The 16,008-nt window shown below is 63.1% G+C and carries 15 protein-coding genes and 1 pseudogene; 14 read left to right on the top strand and 2 right to left on the bottom strand.

Annotated features, from left to right (window positions below; translation table 11 throughout):
- The first annotated feature begins 1 nt into the window (after window position 1).
- Together dnaN and gyrB are read left to right on the top strand one after the other, a co-directional pair.
- A complete protein-coding gene (dnaN, locus tag AC6CIE_RS26680; protein ID WP_498094760.1) occupies window positions 2-1,111 on the top strand; it encodes a DNA polymerase III subunit beta in 1,110 nt (369 codons plus the stop codon).
- Between the two features lie 96 nt (window positions 1,112-1,207).
- Window positions 1,208-3,655, top strand: coding sequence for a DNA topoisomerase (ATP-hydrolyzing) subunit B (gene gyrB / locus AC6CIE_RS26675; RefSeq protein WP_218342471.1), 2,448 nt, complete (start codon window positions 1,208-1,210; stop codon window positions 3,653-3,655).
- A 227-nt stretch (window positions 3,656-3,882) separates the two neighbouring features.
- On the opposite strand, the pseudogene AC6CIE_RS26670 reads toward gyrB, so the two are convergent.
- Window positions 3,883-3,978 (bottom strand): annotated as a pseudogene (locus AC6CIE_RS26670) (AbrB/MazE/SpoVT family DNA-binding domain-containing protein); the annotation flags it as partial.
- A gap of 88 nt (window positions 3,979-4,066) precedes the next feature.
- On the opposite strand from AC6CIE_RS26670, the gene AC6CIE_RS26665 reads away from it, so the two are divergent.
- From AC6CIE_RS26665 to AC6CIE_RS26635, 7 genes are all read left to right on the top strand, one after another.
- On the top strand, window positions 4,067-4,945 hold the full coding sequence (locus AC6CIE_RS26665) for a DUF6216 family protein (protein ID WP_498094758.1): 879 nt from the start codon (window positions 4,067-4,069) through the stop codon (window positions 4,943-4,945).
- A gap of 458 nt (window positions 4,946-5,403) precedes the next feature.
- On the top strand, window positions 5,404-6,153 hold the full coding sequence (locus AC6CIE_RS26660) for an SDR family NAD(P)-dependent oxidoreductase (RefSeq protein WP_498094756.1): 750 nt from the start codon (window positions 5,404-5,406) through the stop codon (window positions 6,151-6,153).
- A gap of 32 nt (window positions 6,154-6,185) precedes the next feature.
- Complete coding sequence (locus tag AC6CIE_RS26655) at window positions 6,186-6,641, top strand: nuclear transport factor 2-like protein (RefSeq protein WP_498094754.1); 456 nt, start codon at window positions 6,186-6,188, stop codon at window positions 6,639-6,641.
- Between the two features lie 14 nt (window positions 6,642-6,655).
- Window positions 6,656-7,243, top strand: coding sequence for a VOC family protein (locus AC6CIE_RS26650; protein WP_498094752.1), 588 nt, complete (start codon window positions 6,656-6,658; stop codon window positions 7,241-7,243).
- A 30-nt stretch (window positions 7,244-7,273) separates the two neighbouring features.
- The gene (locus AC6CIE_RS26645; RefSeq protein ID WP_343737551.1) at window positions 7,274-7,693 is read left to right on the top strand and encodes a putative quinol monooxygenase; all 420 of its coding nucleotides are present in this window, start codon (window positions 7,274-7,276) and stop codon (window positions 7,691-7,693) included.
- A gap of 205 nt (window positions 7,694-7,898) precedes the next feature.
- Window positions 7,899-8,288: a hypothetical protein gene (locus AC6CIE_RS26640; RefSeq protein WP_498094750.1), complete on the top strand. Its 390-nt coding sequence runs from the start codon at window positions 7,899-7,901 to the stop codon at window positions 8,286-8,288.
- A gap of 198 nt (window positions 8,289-8,486) precedes the next feature.
- Window positions 8,487-10,445 carry a WG repeat-containing protein gene (locus tag AC6CIE_RS26635; protein ID WP_498094748.1) on the top strand — a complete coding sequence of 653 codons (1,959 nt, stop codon included), beginning with the start codon at window positions 8,487-8,489 and terminating at the stop codon, window positions 10,443-10,445.
- A gap of 109 nt (window positions 10,446-10,554) precedes the next feature.
- On the opposite strand, the gene AC6CIE_RS26630 is transcribed toward AC6CIE_RS26635, so the two are convergent.
- Complete coding sequence (locus AC6CIE_RS26630; protein WP_175136960.1) at window positions 10,555-11,487, bottom strand: LysR substrate-binding domain-containing protein; 933 nt, start codon at window positions 11,485-11,487, stop codon at window positions 10,555-10,557.
- A 171-nt stretch (window positions 11,488-11,658) separates the two neighbouring features.
- Here AC6CIE_RS26630 and AC6CIE_RS26625 point away from each other — a divergent pair, with 171 nt between their 5' ends.
- The 5 genes from AC6CIE_RS26625 to AC6CIE_RS26605 all read left to right on the top strand — a co-directional run bounded on the left by AC6CIE_RS26625 (window position 11,659) and on the right by AC6CIE_RS26605 (window position 15,976).
- Window positions 11,659-12,570 carry an amino acid ABC transporter substrate-binding protein gene (locus tag AC6CIE_RS26625; protein WP_175124844.1) on the top strand — a complete coding sequence of 304 codons (912 nt, stop codon included), beginning with the start codon at window positions 11,659-11,661 and terminating at the stop codon, window positions 12,568-12,570.
- 87 nt (window positions 12,571-12,657) lie between these two features.
- The gene (locus AC6CIE_RS26620; protein WP_498094746.1) at window positions 12,658-13,422 is read left to right on the top strand and encodes an amino acid ABC transporter permease; all 765 of its coding nucleotides are present in this window, start codon (window positions 12,658-12,660) and stop codon (window positions 13,420-13,422) included.
- Window position 13,423: 1 nt separating this feature from the next.
- Window positions 13,424-14,113: an amino acid ABC transporter permease gene (locus AC6CIE_RS26615; RefSeq protein ID WP_056565990.1), complete on the top strand. Its 690-nt coding sequence runs from the start codon at window positions 13,424-13,426 to the stop codon at window positions 14,111-14,113.
- Between the two features lie 64 nt (window positions 14,114-14,177).
- A complete protein-coding gene (locus AC6CIE_RS26610) occupies window positions 14,178-14,912 on the top strand; it encodes an amino acid ABC transporter ATP-binding protein (RefSeq protein ID WP_056565987.1) in 735 nt (244 codons plus the stop codon).
- Between the two features lie 5 nt (window positions 14,913-14,917).
- Window positions 14,918-15,976: a threonine aldolase family protein gene (locus tag AC6CIE_RS26605; RefSeq protein ID WP_218342460.1), complete on the top strand. Its 1,059-nt coding sequence runs from the start codon at window positions 14,918-14,920 to the stop codon at window positions 15,974-15,976.
- Window positions 15,977-16,008 lie beyond the last annotated feature (32 nt).

Raw genomic sequence — 16,008 nt, 5'->3', positions numbered from 1 at the left:
CATGCAACTCGTACAAACCACACGCGATGCATTGCTGAAACCGCTGTCGACTGTGGCGGGCATCGTCGAAAGACGCCATACCCTGCCCATTCTTGCGAACATCCTGATGCGCAAGGAAGGCAACAAGGTTGCCTTCATTGCCACCGACCTGGAAGTGCAGATCACGACGCACGCCGACTTTGGTGTCGGCCAGGACAACGAGTCCACCACGGTGGCCGCGCGCAAGCTGCTGGACATCCTGAAAGCCCTGCCCGATACCGGCGATGTGCGCCTGGCCCTGGCCAGCAACAAGCTGTCGGTGCAGTCCGCCAAGAGCCGCTTTGCGCTGCAGACGCTGGCCGCCAGCGAATTCCCCACCGTGGCTCAGCCCGAGCAGTGGGACGTGTCGCTGACCATGCCGCAGCGCACCTTGCGCCACCTGTTCAACATGGTGCATTTCGCCATGGCCCAGCAGGACATCCGCTACTACCTGAACGGCATGCTGCTGGTGTTTGAACCGGGCCGTGTGCGCGCGGTTGCCACCGACGGCCACCGCCTGGCGCACAGCTCGACCGAAGCCGACGGCATCGCCGAGCGCCACGAAGTCATCGTGCCGCGCAAGACCGTGCTGGAAATGCAGCGCCTGCTGGAAGACTCCGACGAGACCGTCTCCATCGACGTGGCGCCGGGCCAGATCCGTTTCCGTTTTGGCGACGTCGAGCTGGTCTCCAAGCTGGTCGAAGGCAAGTTCCCCGATTTCACGCGCGTGATTCCCACGAACTACTCGCGCCACTTCCTGGTCGGCCGCGAAGCGCTCCAGGGCAGCCTGCAGCGCGCCGCCATCCTGACCACGGACAAGTTCAAGGGCGTGCGCCTGCAATTGGCGCAGAACCAGATGAAGATCTCGTCCTCGAACGCCGAGCAGGAAGAGGCCCAGGAAGAAATCGACATCGACTACAGCCATGAAGCGCTGGACGTGGGCTTTAACGTGGGCTATCTGCTCGACGTGCTGTCCAACGTGAAGGTCGACAACATCCAGTGGTCGGTCATGCCCGATGCCAACGCGTCGGCGCTCATCACCCTGCCCGAAGACGACCAGTTCAAGTACGTCGTCATGCCCATGCGGATCTGATCCGCATTCCCCCCGTGGGTTTGTGCCGCTTGCGGACCGATGGTCCGCGGGCGGTCCGGCCGCCAGGCCGTTCTTTAAAGCGTTATCGATACAGACATGTCAGATCAGCAGAACACCACTCCCGAGACCAGCGGCTACGGCGCTGACTCGATCAAGATGCTCAAGGGGCTGGAGGCCGTGCGCAAGCGCCCCGGCATGTACATCGGCGACACGTCCGACGGCACCGGCCTGCACCACATGGTGTTTGAGGTCGTCGATAACGCCATCGACGAAGCCCTGGCCGGCTATTGCGACGACATCGTCGTCACGATCCACACCGACAATTCCATCTCGGTCACGGACAACGGCCGCGGCATCCCGACCGACATCCACAAGGACGACGAATTCCACCGCAGCGCGGCGGAAATCGTCATGACCGAACTGCACGCCGGCGGCAAGTTCGACCAGAACTCGTACAAGGTGTCCGGCGGCCTGCACGGCGTGGGCGTGTCTTGCGTGAACGCGCTGTCCGAATGGCTGCGTCTCACCATCCGTCGCAACGGCCAGGTGCACCAGATGGAATTCCGCCAGGGCGAGCGCGTTGCGCCCCTGGCCGTGACCGGCACGACCGACAAGCGCGGCACCGAAGTGCGCTTCCTGGCCGACCCGATCATCTTCAACAACATCGAGTACCACTACGAGATCCTCTCCAAGCGCTTGCGCGAGCTCTCGTTCCTGAACAACGGCGTCAAGATCCGCCTGATCGACCAGCGCCAGGGCAAGGAAGAGAACTTCGCGTTCTCGGGCGGAGTGAAGGGTTTCGTTGAATACATCAACCGCGCCAAGACCGTGCTGCATCCGAATGTGTTTTCGGTCACCACGGAATCGTCGGCCGGCGGCGTGCCGGTCGGCGTGGAAGTGGCGATGCAGTGGAACGACAGCTACAGCGAAAGCGTGCTGTGCTTCACCAACAACATCCCGCAGCGCGACGGCGGTTCGCACCTGACCGGCCTGCGCGCCGCGATGACGCGCATCATCAACAAGTACATCACCGACAACGAACTGGCCAAGAAGGCCAAGGTCGAGACGTCCGGCGACGACATGCGCGAAGGCCTGGCCTGCGTGCTGTCGGTGAAGGTGCCCGAGCCCAAGTTCAGCAGCCAGACCAAGGACAAGCTGGTCTCCAGCGAAGTGCGTCCGGCCGTTGAAGAAGCCGTGGCACGCACGCTTGAAACCTGGCTGCTCGAACACCCGAACGACGCCAAGGCCCTGTGCAACAAGATCGTCGAAGCCGCCCGTGCACGCGAAGCCGCGCGCAAGGCACGCGAAATGACGCGCCGCAAGAGCGTGCTGGAAGGCGCAGGCCTGCCCGGCAAGCTGGCTGACTGCCAGGAAAAGGACCCCGCGCTGTGCGAGCTGTACATCGTCGAGGGTGACTCCGCAGGCGGCTCGGCCAAACAGGGCCGCGACCGCAAGTTCCAGGCCATCCTGCCGCTGCGCGGCAAGGTGCTGAACGTCGAGAAGGCGCGCTTTGACCGCCTGATCGCCAGCGAACAGATCGCCACGCTGATCACGGCGCTCGGCACCAGCATCGGTCCCGATTTCAATGTGGACAAGCTGCGCTACCACCGCCTCATCATCATGACCGACGCGGACGTCGACGGCGCACACATCCGCACCCTGCTGCTCACGCTGCTGTACCGTCAGATGCCCGAGCTGGTGCAGCGCGGCTACGTGTACATTGCGCAGCCGCCGCTCTACAAGGTCAAGGTTGGCCGCGAAGAGCGCTATCTGAAGGATGACCAGGAAGAAGCGCAGTTCATGCTGACGCTCGCCCTGAAGGACGCCGAGATCATCTCGGGCGGCAACATCATCCGCGGCGAAGAACTGAACGACCTGGCCCGCCAATACGTGGCAGCCGACGGCGTCATCGCCCGCCTGTCGCGCGTGTTCGACGTGGGTGCGCTGTCGGCCATGGCCGAAGGCGTGGAAATCAACCTGGACACGGCCGAGTCCACCGCGGACTCCGCCAAGCGGCTGGCCGATGCCATGCGCGATCCCATCAACGGCAACGGCGTCGAGGTCGTTCCGCAATTCGACGAAGCCACCGAACGCCATCGCCTGTCCGTGCAGCGCATGCACCACGGCAACGTGCGCGTCAGCATCATCGACGCCGACTTCATCAATGGCTCGGATTACGCCATTCTGTCCAAGGCCGCCAAGAGCTTCCTAGGCAAGGTCGGCGCGCGTTCGATGGCCGCCCGCGGCGAAGGCGACAAGCGCAAGGAGCAGCCCGTGTCCGACTTCCGCGAAGCCATGCAGTGGCTGCGCAGCGAAGCCGATCGCAGCATCTCCAAGCAGCGCTACAAGGGTCTGGGCGAAATGAACCCCGAACAGCTGTGGGAAACCACGATGGACCCGAAGGTGCGCCGCCTGTTGCGCGTGCAGATCGAGGACGCCATCGCGGCGGACGAGGTCTTCACCACGCTGATGGGCGACGACGTCGAACCGCGCCGCAACTTCATCGAAACGCACGCGCTGTCGGCGGGCAACATCGACGCTTGATTGGGTTGAATGCGGTAAAGATCTAGATTTTTCTTGGGAAATTTAGAGTTCGTGAAAAAGGCTGCTTTTGCAGCCTTTTTTGCGGATGCTCGAAGTGTCGGGCTTAAACGGTTTGGAAGTGGTGCTATCCAAGCTTGATTCCTCGTCTGGTATGCGCGAAGGGGGGCGAAGCTTGACTGCGAATCATCGCTACTGTTTGAAGGCTTATCAAAGCGCAATGTAAGCGCTCCGCCCTTCTGGAGGACGAAGTCGCGCGTATCTCCAGGCTTGAGCATAAGGCGTTTGCGGATCTCATGAGGGATAGTTAGCTGCCCGCTCGAAATCGCGGACAGTTGCTTGTTTTTCGACAGAATGGATTATTGCGAAGGTGGTTAGCATCTGGGCTCTTGTCCCTCAGAACAAGGAAGATAGATGCTTGAACTGTTTACCCCTCTTGTCCAGGCTCCCTGGATCGCGCCTGTTCTTTGGGCAGGACTTTTTTTACTGCTATGCCTTTGGATCCGGGCGCGCGCGGGATCCGCGCACTTTCTTTTGGACAGACTTTGGCGAATCGCAGCAGGTCGGCGCGAAGCCCAGGATTCAGTGCTGAAAAAAATCCAACAGGAAAGTCGCGACCTGGAGACCTTCAGGTTTTTCTATCGCATGCCCTTGCAATCCTTGGCGGACCTGCACAAGCTTGATAGCTGGGCAGAAGCCAACAACGTCGGGATCTTGAAGCTGAGAACTCTGTGGCGCTGGGTTGATGTGCGCAATTCGGCGGTCGTGCGCAGGCCGCGAAAGATGTGGAAACTGGCTCTATTTTGCCTATTCGTCGTGTTGGGGACCTTTTTTATGATCGCTGGTTCCTTGCTCGCTTCGCCCTACGGGTACTTTCACATGAAAGAGTCGAATGTCTGGTTCAAGACGGACGCGAAGACGGTGAGAAACATGACCGTATGGGGCGAAGACTGGGTTTTCGCTGCCACGGAATGCGCTGCGGACAGTCCGGAACTTATGGAGAAAACAGGCTTTCGGAAGTCGGAGCTGTTCGACCTATGCAGGGTGTTAGCAAGTGGCAGCATGAAAGATCAGGTGTACTCGCTCGTGAAGCAGCAGAGGTTGCTAGCTTTGCTCTTGCTTCTCCCCACTCTTGTCGGGCTTGCTATTGTCATTCGCGCATCTTCAGGCGCGAACGAGGCAGAAAAGCTCTGGAAGCAGTTGTATTGCGAGCCTGCCGCACCCAAGGCGATTGAGCCGAGGGGGACCCCGGCTGTCAACTGCGGAGGCACGCCTCAAAATGTCCGCTCCTAGGGGCCCGTGTAGCCGTAAGGAGTGCGGAGAACAGGCATAGGAAAATCTAACGAAATGGTACGGCTCGATCTGGTACGACCTACCAGATGTTAAATGGCTTTAGGGCGACGGCACGTGACATCTAAATGCTGATGGGATCCTACTATCGGGTTGGATCCCGCGAATACCTGAATTCTTCCCGGGATATCCAGCGTTCGTAAAAGGGGCTGCTTTTGCAGCCCCTTTTTCTTTGATGCCCGGGGTCTCGCACCAGCGCTGACACCGCGTCAATGCGCAGCGTATGCCGGTCATGCGTGCTGATTATCCATAAAGATGGATAGTTATTTCAATCTTGCAGGGTTTATCCATTATCCCCGCGCGCCTACAGTACCTCCATGCCCAGTCAACACGGCGTTTCAGGAGACTTCCTCCCCAGCCCGCTGACTGACAACTTCCTCATCGAATACATGGAGCTCATCATGAATCAGCAACTCAACGGCAAGATCGCACTCGTCACCGGCGGCACCACGGGTATCGGCCTGGCGACCGCCCAGGAACTGGCCGCGCAGGGTGCGCGCGTCTTCATCACCGGCCGCCGCTTGGCCGAACTGGACGCCGCCGTGGCCAGCATCGGCGTCGCGGCAACCGGCATCCGTGCCGACGCGTCGGTGCTGAGCGACTTGGACAACGTCTACGCCCAGATCGCCAAGAGCGCCGGCAAGCTCGACATCCTGTTCGCCAACGCGGGCGGCGGCGACATGATGCCGCTGGGCGCGATCACGGAAGAACACTTCGATCGCATCTTCGGCACCAACGTGCGCGGCACCCTGTTCACCGTGCAAAAGGCCTTGCCGTTGCTGGTCGATGGCGCCTCGGTGATCCTGACGGCGTCGACCGTATCGATCCAGGGCACGGAAAATTTCAGCGTGTATAGCGCTAGCAAGGCGGCGGTGCGCAACTTCGCGCGCTCGTGGGCGCTGGATCTGAAGCCGCGCGGCATCCGCGTGAACGTCGTGAGCCCCGGTCCGATCCGCACGCCCGGCCTGGGCGGTCTGGTCCCCGACGAAGCCCGCCAGGGGCTGTTCGATCATCTGGCCGCGCAGGTGCCGCTGGGCCGCCTGGGCGAGCCGCAAGAGATCGGCAAGGCCGTGGCGTTTCTGGCTTCCGATGCGGCGAGCTTCGTCAATGGCATCGAGCTGTTCGTCGACGGCGGGATGGCGCAGGTCTGAGCGCATTGCGCTTCCGATCGCGATTTCTCAACATGAAATTCTTGACTCATTGCGTACTGGCGCTGGCTGCGATGTGCAGCGCGCCTTATGCGCACGCACAGGAACCATCACAAATGAAACCCGCCACGCAAGACCCCGCCGATGTGGCGCAACGCCTGATCGACATCCATTTTTCGATATGGAACGACGCCGACGCGCAATCCCGCGAGTCGAAGTTTGACCAGGTGTACACGCCCGATTTCTTCGTGGCCGATCAAGGCGGCGTCGCTACCGGTTACGCGCAGGTAAACCGCCTGATCGAGCAGTTGCAAGGCACCCATGCGGGATTCCGTTTCATGCCAGCGCCAATCACCTGGAATCATGGTCTCGGCCGCGTGGTCTGGAGCTATGGTCCCCGCGGCAATCCAGATCAGGTGCACGGCGAAGATATCTTCACCATCAAAGACGGCAAGCTTGCGAGCGCCCACGTCTTTCTCGATCGTCAGTAATGGGGATGCGCATCATGAAACGACTGGCTTCTTGCTTCATGGCGATTGGCGTTCTGGCAGGTGGCGCATCGCAGGCGGCGGGCATCCATGTCGCGGGTGTGGATCACGTGGGTATCAACGTGCCCGATCTGAAGCAGGCGGAGGCATTCTTCAAGAGTGCCTTCGGATGCGAACCCGTGACACGAATCGGGCCATTTCAGCTGGACCCAACGGCGTCGCCCGATGCTGCGGGTTTCGCGCCGCGCGCCGATAGCGTCACGATTGCCATGCTGCGTTGCGGAGAGGGCTCGAACATCGAGTTGTTCGAGTATGTGAATTCGCGTGGCAGCAAGGTCATGCCTCGCGCCGAGGATATCGGCGCTTCGCACATCGCGTTCTATACCGACGATATCGAGGGAGCGGTGTCTTATCTGAAGTCCCAGGGCATCACCGTGCTGGGCAAACCCGTGACGATGACCTCGGGCGATACCGAAGGCGAGACGTGGGTGCATTTTCGCTCGCCTTGGGGGTCAGACATGGAACTCGTCAGCTACCCGAATGGCAAGGGATATGAACACCGCACCAGCCTCAGGCTGTGGAATCCCAAGCACCCCGGTCAGTGAACCATCAAACGAACCATCGACAGGATTGATATGAACCTTCCTCATCAACCCGGCGCCTACGGCGCCCAATTCCCCGACCACGGCCGGTCTGCCGCCGACCATGACAAAGACCTGCCGACAGCGGTTGTGGTTGCGGCCTATTACCGCGTGCATCCTGAAGACCGGCAGTCGTTTGTCGATGCCGTCATCCCCGACATGCTGGCCGCGCGAAAGATGCCTGGCTGCATCTACTACGCCTTTGCCGCGGATCTGACAGACGCCAATCTGTTTCATCTGGTGGAGGGCTGGGCAGATGAGGCGGCTTACGAGCGTCACGAACAAGCGCCTTCGTTTCTTGCGGCGCTGGCGCATGTCGTCAAGCATGTGCGAATTCTGGATCGGCAGGGGATCCGGTATGAGGTCGCGCGGCAGATCATTGATGACCCCAGGAGCAAAGTGGCGCCGGCTTAAGGCGCCCAGCGGGCACGCGATGCGCGGGATCGCCAGTGCGATTTGCGTGCCGATGTTTGCAGGACGGCATTCGCGCGCGTTCGGCCCAACCGCTTTCCGAGCCGCCTTTTCAGAGACACCAAAAATGATAGTAGAAATCGGCAGTGCCAGTTCGACGCCAGTCGTTTCGCGGTACGAACCTCCCTCCTCCCCTCCCGCTTCTCAAGTGAATGAAGTCAGCGCCACGGAGCCGGAGTCGCAGACAAATGCTGACGCGTCGTCGGCCGACGCGTCGGCGGCGCAGCAGAGCAAGGAATCAGATCCCGCCAAGAATGGAGGCGAATCGCTAGAGTCGCTCAGGGAGCAGATCGCGCAATTGGAGAAGCAGCTTGCGCAAGCGCTGGAGGAGTTGCGCGATGTTCAGTCGGCCACCATGGGTGAAAAGCAGAAGGCTGCGTTGACGGCCGCTCTGCAGGTGAAAGTGGCGGTGTTGAACTCGTCCTTGATGTCCATGATGATGAAGCTGGCAGAGGCCATTGCCAATGAGAACGGCAAGAATTTTGAGAGTGCAGTTGCGTTGGCGGCGTCTCAAAGCGGTGGCAGCAATGCGGGATGAAAGGACGCCAGCGGATCGGCCCGCGGGGGATTCGCGAATACACTTCGGTCAGGAAGACCTGACGAAAGGCCGTGCGGATTGAAAGTGATTGCACATTGAAGGCCAGCCCGATGCGGGCTGGCCTTCGGCTTTCCGGACCGGCTATCGGATGTCATCAATCAAGCGCCGCGTGCGCGTCTGCAATCAAAGGAAGTGGAGATGGGAAATCGGGCCTGGCTGTATCTGTGCTCGGACGAGGATGATGGCGCGCCGCCCGCGGAGATCGCCAGCGCGAATGGCAACCTGCCGACGTTGTGGCAGGTGCTGCTGGCGGAGGGCGAGTCCCGTGCGGCGCCCGATGACCAGAACCTCCTTGGTGATGGCGATGGCAATGGTGCGGGCATGGCCGCCGATGCGCGCGTTGCCCATCAGCGGCTGGGCGAACTGGCGGCATTCATGGGGGCGCACTCGGATCGCGACGATGCGCTGCCCGTGCTGCAGTTCGATGCCGCCGTGCAGTATCTGGGCGAGCTGATCGATGAACACGACGACGACGGCGACTTGTGGATAAGCGCGAATCTCAATGAGTTGTCGTGGCTGCACGCGGACGGCGCGGCGGCTTATGTTCACCAGACGCGCACGTTATGCGAAGAACGCTGGCTAGCCGTGCGGCAGGGCATGCAGGCCGGTGACCTGGCCGCTGTGTGCCGATTGCTGGACGTGCAAGATGCCGGTGACGCCTCCGGCTGGGCTTGGCGCTTTGGTTTTGGCGGGCTGTCGCATTCCTATTTCCACGAACAGGATCCGGCCCGCACGGTCAGCTTCGAAGACTACGTTGCCGAGGGGGGCGACGATGAAGACGCGTGGCTTGGCAGCGCGCTGTACCGCTACCGTGTGGACAAGTTGTGGGGGCTGCGGGCGGTCGATCCGGAGGCCGAGTCCGACGACGACAACGACGGCGACGACGACAGCGATTGCTGGCTGCCCGTGATGGCGCCGCAGTGGGATGCGATCTGGCGCAGCGGCGCGTCCGATGAGGGCGTGCTGTGGATAAGCAGCGAAGGACGCACCGGGCTGCTGCGCGTGACGGAGAACGTTGCTAGCGTGCTGGTGGCGCCATGCTTTGACGCGGTGTGGGATTTTGAAGAAGACGTGGCAAGTGTCCAGGTGGGCGACAAGGTGGGGCTGATCGCCGCGGATGGCCGTGAAATCCTGCCGCCGTCGCTGGACGAGGCCTGGAACTGCGCGCAAGGCCTGGTGGTTGCGCGCGTCGGAGATCAGCTGGGCTTTGTGGACAAGTCGGGTGGCTGGGCGATCACGCCGCGCTTCGAGGACGCGGGGTCGTTCTGCCCCGGAGGCTTGGCGCCCGCGTTCGAGGCGCAGGCGTGGGGTCTGGTCGACCGGCGTGGCGATTGGGTAGCGGCGCCCGAGTGGGACGACGTTTATTGGGACGAGGACCTGCACGCGTTCATCACCGAGCGCGAAGGGATGCAGGGGCTGATCGACGCGTCGGGGCGGCCGGTGCTGGATGCGTGCTTTGCTGCGCTGGCGCCGCTGGATACTGCGGCCGACTCAGCCGAGCTGTGGAAAAGCGGTCTGATGCGGATCAGCGTCCTGACGCAAGATGCGCGGCGCGGGGTGGTGGATGGTCAAGGCGCCGCGCGGGTGCCGATCGTTTACAGCGATCTCGGCGAGGTGAGCTGGCTGCCGTCGGAACGGCCTGGCATCCCGGAGCCCGCGCCTGAAGGCCAGGCGGGGCGGTATGCGCGGATCCTGGCGAATGTGGGTCGCGATGACGACGGCGACGAGACGTGGGCCGAGGGCGTCTATGACATGGCCGAGGGGCGTGAAGTGCTTGCTTGCCAGCACGTGCTGACGTTCGGGTTGGCGTGGAACGGCGCGTATGGCTGGCTGGTGATGCAAGCGGGCCAGGCGCCCTGCCCTCACAACGTGGACGGGCTTTACGTGGGCGTGGCGCGCGCTGGTGGCGACTGGCTGCATGAACCTGTGTACGCCTGGATCGGTTCGCCGGAATCCTTGCAGACTGCGGCGGGCGTTTACAACGGCCCGCCGGCGATTGTCTCGCAGTGGAACGAGGGCGAGCCGGTGCGGGCCATGCGGGGCGATACGGGTGTGCTGGTGATGCTGCACCGTGACGGGCGGGAGACGCCGGCCTAGGCCAATTTCGGCAACGGTGTCTGACACCCTGGGGAGATGGTCGCCAGTTTGAGGCGGTGTCTCATAGGGTGTCAGACAACGTCTCCACGTTCATCGCCGCCGCGATCGGCTACCGCGGCGGCCGCGCTTTCAGATCCCCCATCTCTTCCTGCATCAGCTGATGCGCATAGCGCGAGAACACCGTGACCAGGCGCGTGCGCGTGTGATACGGCGGGTACAGCAGCGCGACGGTGACCGGCACCGCCGGGCTGAACGGACGGACTTCCACGCCGTTCGCTTCGTACTCCTCGCGCGCGGCCAGCGGGTTGATCAGCGCCACGCCCAGCCCCGCGCCCACCAGCGCGCACACCGACGACCCCAATCCCGCTTCGGCCACCGTATGACGCTCGACCTTGGCGGACTTGAACACGGCGTCGATCTTCTCGCGCAGCGGAGTGCCGCTGGGAAATGCGATGAAGGGCTCACCCGCAAAATCGGCAGGCTTGAGCTTCTTCAGTTTGGTCAGGCGGTGTCCGCGCGGCAGCACCGCCACGCAGCTCATCGTAAGCACCGGCTCGACCTGGATGCCGGGCGCCTCGCCGGACAGCATCGCCAGCCCCGTGTCGCAGAACCCCGAACTGATCCAGTTGTGGACCGCGCTGGCGTTGCCCGAGTGGATGGACACCATGACGTCGGGGTACTCGGTCTTGAAGGCTGCGACGATGCGGGCCAGGAGCCCGCCCGCCAGGCGTGGCATGGCCGCCACACTCAGTCGGCTGGCGCTGAACGAGCGGATGCTGGCCGCCGCCGACTCCAGGCCGGCGAGGCCGATGAAGGTCTTTTCGACCTCCTGAAAAAAGCGCGACCCGTCCTGGGTCGGGCTCAGCCGGCTGCCATTGCGGTCGAACAATGGAAACTGGGTGATGGCTTCCAATTGCGCAATTAAGCGGCTAACGTGCGGCTGCGAGGTATGCACGCGGCGCGCCGCGGCGGTCATGGATCCGGTCATCATGACGGCGCGGAACGCCTCAATGTGCCGCAAGCCCATGCGAGTAATGGCCATGTCAAATCCGTATAGAGGAATACCTGATTGGAACTGGATAAAACCATACTGCTAGTTGATACTTTTTGCCAGCCGCGGGGCTCATCGCGGGACGCGGCGGTCGCCAGCCAGACTGGAACCGCCGATCGTGAACATAAACACGCGCCGCACGTACGGCGCCAAGGGAATCAGATGAAAGCACTTGCCGCGATCTCCGTCGCCGCCGCCCTGCTGGGCACCACCGCGACGGCTCATGCCGAAGGTCCCAGCCGCCTGGACAAGATCCGGGAAACCGGCGTCATCACGATCGGCCACCCCGAGACCTCGGTGCCGTTTGCGTATCTGGACGGCAATCAGAAGCCGATCGGCTACACGGTCGAGATCTGCCAGGAAGTCGCCAAGTACGTGCAGGAAGCGCTGAAGCTGCCCAAGCTGGAAGTCCGCTACAACCCGACGACGTCGGCCACGCGCATTCCGCTGCTGGCCAACGGCACGATCGACCTGGAGTGCGGCAACACCACCAATAACGAGGCCCGCCACAAGCTGGTGTCCTTCGCGCCCACGACCTTCGTGGCGCAGGTGGTGCTGGTGGCGCGCAAGGACGGCGGCGTGGACCCCAATGACCTGTCCTCGTTCCGCGGCAAGACCATCGCGGCGCAGGCCGGCGGCCAGACGTTCAAGCTGATCTCGCAACTGAATGCGCAGGGCAACCTGGGCATCTCGATGGCGCCCACCAAGGACACCGCCGAGACCATCCTGATGGTGGAATCGGGCCGCGCCGCGGGTTCGGCCAACGACGACGGCATCGCCTACGGCGCCGTGGCTTCGTCCAAGAACCCGGACGCCTTCGTGATCGGCAAGAAGGGCCTGGAAATGGCGCCCTACGGCATCATGCAGCCCAAGGACGATCCCAAGTTCAAGAAGGTGGTCGATGACGCGGTGCTGGATCTGATGAAGACCGGCAAGGTTGCGGCGCTGTACGACAAGTATTTCAACTCGCCGATCCCGCCCAAGCAGATCAACCTGAAGTACCCCATGAGCGACGCCCTGAAGCGCGCCCTGGCCAACCCCACCGACTCGGGCGATCCCAAGGCCTACGAGTAAGCCGCATGCCGCGGGGCGCAACGCGTCCCCGCGGCGCATGAAGCAAGGACGCCGGCCGGGGCCGGCGTTGCAATCAAGGGCGAGGGCATGAATTACAACTGGAGTTGGAGCGTCTTCCTGGAGATGTCGCCGGACGGCGTGCACACCTTCCTGGAAACGATCCTGATCGGCGTGGGCTGGACGCTCGCGCTGGCATTGACGGCCTGGGTTTTCTCGTTGCTGCTGGGATCCTGGCTGGGCGTGATGCGCACGGTGCAGTCGCGCCTGATGAACGCCATCGGCGCGACCTATGTAGAGCTGTTCCGCAACATCCCGCTGCTGGTGCAGATGTTCCTGTGGTATTTCGTGCTGCCCGAATTGCTGCCCCATGCCTGGGGCCTGGCGATGAAGCAGATGCCGCAGCCGTGGGGGCAGTTTTTGCCCGCGGTGCTGTGCCTGGGCTTTTACGGATCGGCGCGTGTGGCCGAGCAATTGCGCGCCGGCATCCAGTCGCTGCCGCGCGGGCAGTTTCAGGCGGGCACCGCGCTGGGACTGACCGAGGGCCAGGTCTACCGCTACATCATCCTGCCCGAGGCCTGTCGCATCGTGCTGCCGCCGCTGACCTCGGAGTTCATGGGCACGATCAAGTATTCGTCGGTGGCGCTGACCATCGGCCTGTTGGAATTGACGGGCCAGGCGCGATCCATGGCGGAGTTCAGCTTTCACATCTTCGAGGCGTTTTCGGCCGCGACGGTGATCTACCTGATTCTGAACGGCATCGTCGTGCTGGGGATGCGCACACTTGAGCGCCGAGTCGCGGTGCCCGGCCTGATCGGCACGGCCGCGAAGTCGCCTGCGGGATTGGGGCGCTGACATGGGCAAATTCGATTTCGATGTGATCTGGGGCTCGCTGCCGTACCTGTTCCAGACCGGCATGACCTTCACGCTGACGCTGACGGTGCTGGCGGCGGTGATGGGCCTGGCGTTGGGCACGATCCTGGCGATGATGCGGTTGTCGCGCTACAAGATCCTGTCGGTGCCGGCGGGCATCTACGTGAACGTCATGCGTTCGATCCCGCTGCTGCTGGTGATCTTCTGGTTCTACTTTCTGATGCCGTACATCGCCGCGTGGGTGGTGGGATCGCCCACGCCGCTGCGCGTGGGGGCGTTCAACTCGGCGGTGATCACGTTCACGCTGTTCGAGGCCGCGTACTTCTGCGAAATCATGCGTGCCGGCATCCAGTCCATCGCGCGCGGCCAGGTATCGGCCAGCATGGCGCTGGGCCTGAATCACTGGCAAGGCATGCGGTACGTCGTGCTGCCGCAGGCGCTGCGCAACATGGTGCCGGCGCTGCTGACGCGCGTCATCATCCTGTTCCAGGACACGTCGCTGGTGTACGTGCTGTCGCTCACCGACTTCCTGGGCGCCGCGTCCAAGATTGGCCAGCGCGACGGCCGGCTGGTCGAACTCTATCTCTTCGTGGCGGTGGTGTATTTCGTGATTTGCTTCACGGCATCGCGTCTGGTCAAGCAGCTTGAAAAGCGTACGCGGGTGCTGCGCTGAGCCGCTTGCCGCAGCAATCACGTTATCCACAGGTTCAACGATGCAATCCTCTTCCAATCCCCCGATGATCGAGATCCGGCAGGTCAGCAAATGGTACGGCGACTTCCAGGTGCTGGACGACTGCTCCACCACCGTGCGCCGCGGCGAAGTCGTGGTGGTGTGCGGCCCGTCCGGCTCGGGCAAGTCCACGCTGATCAAGACCGTCAATGCGCTCGAGCCCTTTCAAAAAGGCGAGATCGTGGTCAACGGCGTGTCGGTGGGCGATCCGCGCACCAACCTGCCCAAGCTGCGCGCGGTGGCCGGCATGGTGTTCCAGCACTTCGAGCTGTTCCCGCACTTGTCCGTGACCGAGAACCTGTGCCTGGGGCAGATCAAGGTGCTCAAGCGCGGCAAGGACGAAGCGCGGCAGCGCGCGCTTGCGCTGCTTGAGCGCGTGGGCCTGTCGGCGCACAAGGACAAGCATCCCGGCGAACTGTCGGGCGGCCAGCAGCAGCGCGTGGCGATCGCCCGGGCGCTGTCGATGGACCCCGTCGTGATGCTGTTCGATGAGCCCACGTCGGCGCTGGACCCCGAGATGGTCAACGAGGTGCTGGACGTGATGACCGACCTGGCGGGCGAAGGCATGACCATGATGGTGGTGACCCACGAGATGGGATTTGCGCGCCGCGTCGCCGACCGTGTGATCTTCATGGACGGCGGCAAGATTGTCGAGGACTGCCAGAAGGAGCAGTTCTTCGGCAATGTCGAGGAGCGTGCCCCGCGCACGCGCCAGTTTCTTTCCAAAATTTTGCAGCACTGAAAGCCATGACCCAGCGGACCCCCGCCGAACCTCCCCCACTCCGCGTCGACCTGCGCAGCGATACGGTCACGCACCCGACCGCGGCCATGTACGAGCGCATGCGCACCGCGCCGATCGGCGATGACGGCCTGGACGGCGATCCCACCGTGCGCGAGCTGGAAGCGACCGTCGCTTCCAGCCTGGGCAAGGAGGCGGGCCTATTCGTGCCGAGCTGCACGATGGCCAACCTGCTGGCCGTGCTGGCGCAAACGCAGCGCAGCGAACAGGTGGCGCTGGAAGCGACTGCCCACATGTACACGTCGGAACGGGGCGCGGCGACGTTCACGGGCCTGTTCTACCAAGGCCTGCCCGGCGCCGAAGGCGCGATGGACCTGAACCGGCTCGAAGACGCGCTGATGGCGGGCGGACACCGCCTCAAGACTGCGTTGGTGGCGATGGAGACGTCGCACAACAACGCGGGCGGCGCAGTGCTGCCGCTGGACCACATGCAGGCCGTGCACGGCATGGCGCGCGCAGCCGGCGTGCCGGTGCACCTGGATGGTGCCCGGCTGTTCAACGCTGCGGTCGCGCTGGGCGTGCCGGCCATGGACATCACGCAATACACGGATACGGTGTCGCTGTGCCTGTCCAAGGGCTTGAGCGCGCCGGTGGGCGCGGTGCTGGCGGGCAGCCAGGCCGTGATCGCCAAGTCGCGGACGCTTCGCCGCATGCTGGGCGGCACGCAGCGCCAATCCGGCATCATGGCCGCCGCGGGCCTGGAAGGCGTGCAGCACATGAGCGCGCGGCTGGGCGAGGACCACGTGCGGGCGCGCCGGTTGAGCGACGGCATCAACACGCTGGCGCCCACGCTGACCGCGACCGTGCCGCAAACCAACATCGTGCAGGTTGAGACCGCCGACACCGGCATGACCAATGCCGAATGGGTCGCGGCCCTGCAGGTGCAAGGCGTGCTGACGCGTCCGTGGGGCCGTACGCGGCTGCGTTGTGTCACGCACCGGCACATCAGCGACGACGATGTCGATATGGCCGTCAAGGCGTTTTCCGCGGTGCTGAACGCGCGCTGATTCAGCCGATTTTGGGGTGGGCGATGCGATAA

The sequence above is a fragment of the Achromobacter sp. GQ309 genome, assembly GCF_059759315.1.
Note: the sequence above shows the minus strand (reverse complement) of the source record. Positions and strands in the feature narration are given on the sequence as shown.

Coding starts and splice junctions, on each gene's coding strand:
- AC6CIE_RS26650 (WP_498094752.1), top strand. CDS start 6,656: ATGAAACGACTGGCTTCTTGCTTCATGGCGATTGGCGTTCTGGCAGGT.
- AC6CIE_RS26645 (WP_343737551.1), top strand. CDS start 7,274: ATGAACCTTCCTCATCAACCCGGCGCCTACGGCGCCCAATTCCCCGAC.
- AC6CIE_RS26620 (WP_498094746.1), top strand. CDS start 12,658: ATGAATTACAACTGGAGTTGGAGCGTCTTCCTGGAGATGTCGCCGGAC.
- AC6CIE_RS26625 (WP_175124844.1), top strand. CDS start 11,659: ATGAAAGCACTTGCCGCGATCTCCGTCGCCGCCGCCCTGCTGGGCACC.
- AC6CIE_RS26660 (WP_498094756.1), top strand. CDS start 5,404: ATGAATCAGCAACTCAACGGCAAGATCGCACTCGTCACCGGCGGCACC.
- AC6CIE_RS26615 (WP_056565990.1), top strand. CDS start 13,424: ATGGGCAAATTCGATTTCGATGTGATCTGGGGCTCGCTGCCGTACCTG.
- AC6CIE_RS26665 (WP_498094758.1), top strand. CDS start 4,067: ATGCTTGAACTGTTTACCCCTCTTGTCCAGGCTCCCTGGATCGCGCCT.
- AC6CIE_RS26635 (WP_498094748.1), top strand. CDS start 8,487: ATGGGAAATCGGGCCTGGCTGTATCTGTGCTCGGACGAGGATGATGGC.
- dnaN (WP_498094760.1), top strand. CDS start 2: ATGCAACTCGTACAAACCACACGCGATGCATTGCTGAAACCGCTGTCG.
- gyrB (WP_218342471.1), top strand. CDS start 1,208: ATGTCAGATCAGCAGAACACCACTCCCGAGACCAGCGGCTACGGCGCT.
- AC6CIE_RS26610 (WP_056565987.1), top strand. CDS start 14,178: ATGATCGAGATCCGGCAGGTCAGCAAATGGTACGGCGACTTCCAGGTG.
- AC6CIE_RS26605 (WP_218342460.1), top strand. CDS start 14,918: ATGACCCAGCGGACCCCCGCCGAACCTCCCCCACTCCGCGTCGACCTG.
- AC6CIE_RS26630 (WP_175136960.1), bottom strand. CDS start 11,487: ATGGCCATTACTCGCATGGGCTTGCGGCACATTGAGGCGTTCCGCGCC.
- AC6CIE_RS26655 (WP_498094754.1), top strand. CDS start 6,186: ATGAAATTCTTGACTCATTGCGTACTGGCGCTGGCTGCGATGTGCAGC.